General features: G+C 54.8%; 9 protein-coding genes. 5 read left to right on the top strand and 4 right to left on the bottom strand.

The annotated features are described in order from the left end of the window. From WCX19_RS14845 to WCX19_RS14835, 3 genes are all read left to right on the top strand, one after another. Window positions 1-312, top strand: a 312-nt coding sequence (locus tag WCX19_RS14845) for a hypothetical protein (RefSeq protein WP_373009493.1), incomplete at its 5' end; no start/stop codon positions are given. A 576-nt stretch (window positions 313-888) separates the two neighbouring features. Next, window positions 889-1,128, top strand: coding sequence for a hypothetical protein (locus tag WCX19_RS14840; protein ID WP_373009491.1), 240 nt, complete (start codon window positions 889-891; stop codon window positions 1,126-1,128). Next, the gene (locus tag WCX19_RS14835; RefSeq protein ID WP_373009489.1) at window positions 1,118-1,555 is read left to right on the top strand and encodes a PIN domain-containing protein; all 438 of its coding nucleotides are present in this window, start codon (window positions 1,118-1,120) and stop codon (window positions 1,553-1,555) included. The genes WCX19_RS14840 and WCX19_RS14835 overlap by 11 nt, the downstream gene beginning before the upstream one ends. Window positions 1,556-1,612: 57 nt before the next feature. Here WCX19_RS14835 and WCX19_RS14830 read toward each other — a convergent pair whose 3' ends face one another. Further along, window positions 1,613-1,762 carry a YgiT-type zinc finger protein gene (locus tag WCX19_RS14830; RefSeq protein WP_373009495.1) on the bottom strand — a complete coding sequence of 50 codons (150 nt, stop codon included), beginning with the start codon at window positions 1,760-1,762 and terminating at the stop codon, window positions 1,613-1,615. A gap of 129 nt (window positions 1,763-1,891) precedes the next feature. On the opposite strand from WCX19_RS14830, the gene WCX19_RS14825 reads away from it, so the two are divergent. Both WCX19_RS14825 and WCX19_RS14820 read left to right on the top strand, forming a co-directional pair. Continuing rightward, window positions 1,892-2,329: a Tfx family DNA-binding protein gene (locus WCX19_RS14825; RefSeq protein ID WP_373009487.1), complete on the top strand. Its 438-nt coding sequence runs from the start codon at window positions 1,892-1,894 to the stop codon at window positions 2,327-2,329. A 121-nt stretch (window positions 2,330-2,450) separates the two neighbouring features. Then, window positions 2,451-2,717, top strand: a complete 267-nt coding sequence (locus WCX19_RS14820; RefSeq protein ID WP_373009485.1) for a hypothetical protein — start codon at window positions 2,451-2,453, stop codon at window positions 2,715-2,717. A gap of 51 nt (window positions 2,718-2,768) precedes the next feature. Here WCX19_RS14820 and WCX19_RS14815 read toward each other — a convergent pair whose 3' ends face one another. The 3 genes from WCX19_RS14815 to WCX19_RS14805 form a co-directional block, all read right to left on the bottom strand. Next, window positions 2,769-3,719, bottom strand: coding sequence for a VWA domain-containing protein (locus WCX19_RS14815; RefSeq protein ID WP_373009483.1), 951 nt, complete (start codon window positions 3,717-3,719; stop codon window positions 2,769-2,771). Then, window positions 3,703-4,644 (bottom strand): DUF58 domain-containing protein, encoded by a 942-nt coding sequence (locus tag WCX19_RS14810; protein ID WP_373009481.1) that lies wholly within the window; start codon window positions 4,642-4,644, stop codon window positions 3,703-3,705. The genes WCX19_RS14815 and WCX19_RS14810 overlap by 17 nt, the downstream gene beginning before the upstream one ends. 43 nt (window positions 4,645-4,687) lie before the next feature. Continuing rightward, window positions 4,688-5,291, bottom strand: a 604-nt coding sequence (locus WCX19_RS14805; protein ID WP_373009479.1) for an AAA family ATPase, incomplete at its 5' end; no start/stop codon positions are given.

The following is a 5,291-nucleotide window of genomic DNA, read 5'->3' as shown; positions in this document are numbered from 1 at the left end:
GTCATTTTCCGGATCGTCCAAGTGGCAATTTCACATGAGATCTGCCAAAAAAACCGCATTATCGGGTCCGTTTTAATTTGTCCGTTTCCCAAAATAAGCCCGATTTGGGGTTATTTCAAATCGAAGCCCGATACGGGCTTCTTTTGGGGTGTAAAATGGGTAATCGGAGGCCAAATTGGGCCCGGATTAGGGCGGGTATGTACCGGCACGCAAGACAAGGTGGGGAAGGCATCCCTTTCCCCCTGTTGCCCGCAAAAAAACACTCACAAAGATGTTCCGGCTTTTTGGGAAAATGTCCGTGTCCGCTGCTGAACATTTTTAAAAAATAAACGGATCGCGAGCTTGAGGATTCCGGAAAAAAACCGGCCGGGTATCGGAGGTCACGAGAGAAAATCCCGTGGACCGGACCGGTTTTTCCGGGAGGAGAAAATCATGGGCCCGGGAGAAACCGGTGCGGGTTTGGCCGGCTCCTTGCGCAGGCGGGAAAAGCCGGGCTGCCGAAAATCCCCGGGCGCGCAATCCCGTGATCGGTGGGTTTGTACCCGGCCCCCGGGCAGGGGAATCCGGGTGTGCAGCCGTTTTGCTGGCGGAACAAAAAACCGAAGATACCCTCGGTTTACAAATCCGGCTCCCGGGAAGGACACGTGGCGAAACGCCGGACAAATTGGATCCGGATAGCCTCTCACAGGAAGCAAAAAACAATCAGACTCGGATAATGGCAGAATGGATTGTCCGCCCGGAGTTATTCGACAAGAGGGAACCGGGGGGACGCATAATTTTTCTGCTCATGAGTATCCTGGCGTTTTCCGGGTCACCGGATAACGGGATCCATGGCGATATACGTAGATAAACTAATTATTTAAATAATTAAAGAATATACGTAATCCTATGGGCACCATCACTCTCACCATTGAGAATTCCACGGAAGAAAAGTTCCGGGAACTTGTCCGGAAGAAACTGGGCACAAGGAAAGGATCCCTTGGGGAAGCCACCACGCAGGCCCTTGAATTCTGGATGCATCACGAGACACAGGAAGAGATCTCACGGGATGCCCTGGCGCTCCTCGCGACCGGGCACAACTTCGGAAAACATTGCTATTCAGAACGAAAGGATCTCTATGACCGGTAAACCCGCACTCGTGGATACGAATATCCTCTGTTATGCGTTCGATGCCGGTGAACCGGAGAAGCGGGCAGCGGCACAGAGACTTCTTGCACGGGTCTTCAAAAACGAGGAGACTCTTGCAGTCTCGGTCCAGAACCTTGCCGAATTTGCCGTTGTGACACGGGAGAAGATGGAACATCCGCTGCCGGATGATATCATTACCCGGTTCATAGACGACATCATGGCATTCGACGGCTGGACAATTGTCCGCTATGATGCCGGGACGGTAACCAGGGCCATCGGGATTTCACGGGCCATTACCCTCCATTTCTGGGATGCGCTCCTTGTCGCTACCATGCAGGAACAGGGGATTGATACGATCTGGTCTGAGGATGCCCATTTCTCAAAAATCCCCGGACTGGTTGTGAAAAACCCGTTCCTGGCGGAATAACCGGACGGACAATACAATTTTCCGGTGAATGGCCCGTATAATAATACCGTCAATCTTTCAGGAAATTTCCTGCGTGTAATACGCTTCCCTGCATAGTTCGCAGACATATACGGGAACATCGTTGATGACAAACACCCTCTCTTCGGCCCGGGCAGGAAACCCGGTCTTGCCGTCATCAGGTTTTCCATAACAGAATGTGCAGGCGATTTTGAATCGTCACGTGAAGGTATGCCTGAACTTTTCCAGATCAATCCCAGCCTGCCGGGCGGAGGTCGGCAGGTCTTCCGCAGTAAACCGTTCTTAGTGGCCCTGCAACCATACATTTAATTATAGTTAATGCATCTCATTTATATTTGGACAAAAGTTAATATGGGCGACAGTCTCTTCACGGACCGGCAAAAGGTGGTATTGAGATACCGGAAGATGGGAATGAAACAACATCAGATTGCGGATATGCTCCATACTTCCAGAGCAAACATCTGTGCAATAGAAAAATATGCGAATGAGAATATACAGCGCGCAAAAGAAGCCATGGATTTTGTCCACACGCTGGACGCACGCCGTCTCTGTATCCTCGCGGCGGGATCCGATCTCTTCGATTCCGTCTCCCTCATTTTTGAGGAAGCCGGGAAAATCGGTATAATCCTGGCTACTGACCCGATGGACCTTATCAACCGGCTGCGTGCCGAGGTCCCGAAACGTATTCATGGCCGGTTCATCAGGCAGGATATCGAAGTGTTCCTGGGAAACGATGGGAAACTTGAGTTTGGATGACCGGTTCTGTCGGGTTTTTTTCAGGATTTGAGTATTTCCGGGGCTCAAAAAAAGAAAACCTGCCAAAGAAGAGTTAGGGATTTCAGATCTCAATGAAACTATTATCAGGTACGTGATTTTTATGATACTCACTCAGGAACAGGATCTGGTGTTAAGTGCAATCTTCGAATTAGGGAAGGGAAAAAGTACCTCTCCGGTAACCATTGGCGCAATCCACAGCACATTCTCAAATATGGATGTCCGTGATCTCGTGCTGCACCTGGGAAAATTGATCGAATATGGTCTCATTAAAAATGCTCAACACACCACAGAAAAAATCGGTAATCTTTACGTTATCACTCTTGAAGGGATTTATTATTACAACCAGAATATCGGGAAACACCCCTGATTTTTCTGTCGGGGGAAGGTAACGGCGGGAGGGTACTCGCCCGGTATGCCTTCATTGGATGATTCGCCCCCTGCCGTACCGGAGCCAGAATTCAAGGCAGAGCAGCACGAGTGCACCGAGAATAAAATAATCCTTGATGCTCGTGTCCTCTTTCTCGTGCACGATGTTTGTGGTCAGGCCGGCGTATACGTCTTTTAAGGTCCTGTCATTGACCGACTTGTAGTATTTTCCCCCAGTCTGGTCGGCGATGGACTGGAGTGTCTTCTCATCGAGCTGGGCGTACTGGGGGTTGCCCATCCAGTCATACCCGAGGACCGTGGGCGTTGTCGTGCCAAGGCCGACGGTAAAGACCGGGATGCCTGCGGATTTTGCGAGCGCAACCGCTTCATCGGGTGTGATCACGCCGGCATTGTTGACACCGTCCGAGAGGAGGATAATGACGCTTTTCTTGTTCGGTACCGACTGGGCCATATCGACGCCAAGTGCAAGGCCGTCGCCGATTGCGGTCTCGCCGCTGCTCGGCTCTATCGCCGCGATCTTCTCTTTGACCCGGTCCTTGTCCTGGCTTAAGTATGCGGCCGTGGTCGCACCGGACTGGAACGTGACAACCCCGGCGGAGTCCTTCGGGTCGAGGCTTCCCACGAGCTGTCCGGCGGCGCTCTTTGCCGCCTCAATGCGCGAGGGCTGGTAGTCGGTTGCCTGCATGCTGCCCGAGATATCCATAACAAGGATCACGTTCGTGCCCTCTTTTGTCTGTTCGAGCGGGATATGGGGATCGGCCAGCCCGATCACGAGAAGGCCAATGACCGCAAGGGCGACGATAAACAGTACGTGCGTCCGCTTTGATTTTTTGGCATCCCCAAGCGCGGACTTCACAAACGCAACCCGGGAGAACGCGATCGCTTCCTGCTTCTTTTTCTTTGCAACATACCAGTAGATCCCGGCAAGCACCGGGATTGCGATAAGGGCCAGCAACCAGGTCGGCTCATAAAACCCGGGCATAACTCACCCTCCTTTTTACGACACCGGCAAAGAACCGTTTCAGCGGGATCTCGTAGGGCTCGTCGGTTAACAACGCCGTCTCTGCGATCCGGTTTTTCGCAAACTCCGCATGCAGCGCCCGGTCGGCCTCGGTGACCAGTGTGCGGTACCGCTGCCGGAAACCCGGGTCCGAGGTATCGACAAGGACCTGTTCGCCGGTCTCGGGGTCTTCGAGTTCGATGAGGCCCACATCCGGCAGGTCCTGCTCGCGCGGGTCGGCAATCCGGATCGCGAGAACCTCATGGCGGCGCCGGAGGATCCGGAGCGGCAGGAAGAACGCGGGCGAGGCAAAGTCCGAGAGGATCACAATGGAGCTCCGGCGCGAGAGAGCGCCTGCGAGGAACTTTGCTGCAACGGCAAGATCGGTCTTAGGCGATGCGGCCACATGGTCGATCATTACGTTGAAGATCTGGGCAAGGTGCTTTCTTCCCCTTTTAGCCGGGATGAACTTTTCCACCCGGTCTGAGAAAAGCACAAGGCCAATCCGGTCGTTGTTTTTTACCGCCGCAAACGCGAGGCTCGCGGTCACTTCAAGGATCTTCCGCTGCTTGGTCGTGTCCGAGCCAAACCCGGAAGAACCGGAAATGTCCACGACAAAGTAGAATGTCTGGTCGCGCTCCTCGGTGAACTCCTTGATGAACGGGTGGTTGTACCGTGCCGTCACCTTCCAGTCGATCGACCGGATATCGTCGCCGGGCACGTACTCGCGGATCTCGGAGAACTCGACGCCCTGCCCTTTAAAGACCGAGTGGTGGGGACCGGACTGGAGCCCTTCGACAAGGACGCCGGTCGCGAGATCGATCTTCTTGAGCTGCCGGATCAGTTCGGTGCGGTCGTCCATCCGGCATCCCCCGCACAGGATCTGGTAGTCACGGGCTGGCTGCACAGGGCAGACCGGCCCGGCACTGGCACTGCATGCATCATGGCGATCACGGTACCCTGACGACCCCAAGGATGCGGTCGATGATCCGGTCGGTGGTGATCCCGTCGGCATCCCCTTCGTACGTCAGGAGGATCCGGTGCCGGAGGACATCGTGGGCAACCGCCTTTAAGTCCTCGGGGATCACGTAGCCCCGGCCGGCGAGCAGGGCATGGGCCTTGCCGCCAAGGACGAGGAAGATCGAAGCACGGGGCGAGGCGCCGAGCGCGATGTACCTGGCCTCTTCGATGCCGTACGCGTCGGGATGCCGGGTCGCGTCCACGAGTTCGCAGGCATAACGCTTGATCGCCGCATCCGCGTACACCTTCTGCGTGAATGCCTGGATCTCGAGGATCTTCTCTTTTGTAACGACCTTTTTTGGGGTGACGGTCGTCCCTTCCGTGAACCGGTCGAGCACAGTTACCTCGTCCGCCTTGTCCGGGTAGGTCATGAGCACCTTGAACATGAACCGGTCGACCTGCGCTTCAGGCAGCGGGTACGTGCCCTCCGACTCGATCGGGTTCTCGGTCGCAAGCACAAAGAACGGCCGGGCAAGCGTGTGGGTCTCGCCCTGGATCGTGACCTGCCGTTCCTGCATCGCCTCTAAAAGAGCC

It is taken from the genome of Methanoregula sp. (genome assembly GCF_041663825.1).
In the GTDB taxonomy this organism is placed as follows: Archaea; Halobacteriota; Methanomicrobia; order Methanomicrobiales; family Methanospirillaceae; genus Methanoregula.
This window is presented reverse-complemented; position numbering and strand designations above follow the sequence as displayed.

What these genes read in the sequence shown, in the direction of transcription:
- WCX19_RS14840 (WP_373009491.1), top strand. Translation starts at nt 889, where the DNA reads ATGGGCACCATCACTCTCACCATTGAGAATTCCACGGAAGAAAAGTTC.
- WCX19_RS14835 (WP_373009489.1), top strand. Translation starts at nt 1,118, where the DNA reads ATGACCGGTAAACCCGCACTCGTGGATACGAATATCCTCTGTTATGCG.
- WCX19_RS14825 (WP_373009487.1), top strand. Translation starts at nt 1,892, where the DNA reads ATGCATCTCATTTATATTTGGACAAAAGTTAATATGGGCGACAGTCTC.
- WCX19_RS14820 (WP_373009485.1), top strand. Translation starts at nt 2,451, where the DNA reads ATGATACTCACTCAGGAACAGGATCTGGTGTTAAGTGCAATCTTCGAA.
- WCX19_RS14815 (WP_373009483.1), bottom strand. Translation starts at nt 3,719, where the DNA reads ATGCCCGGGTTTTATGAGCCGACCTGGTTGCTGGCCCTTATCGCAATC.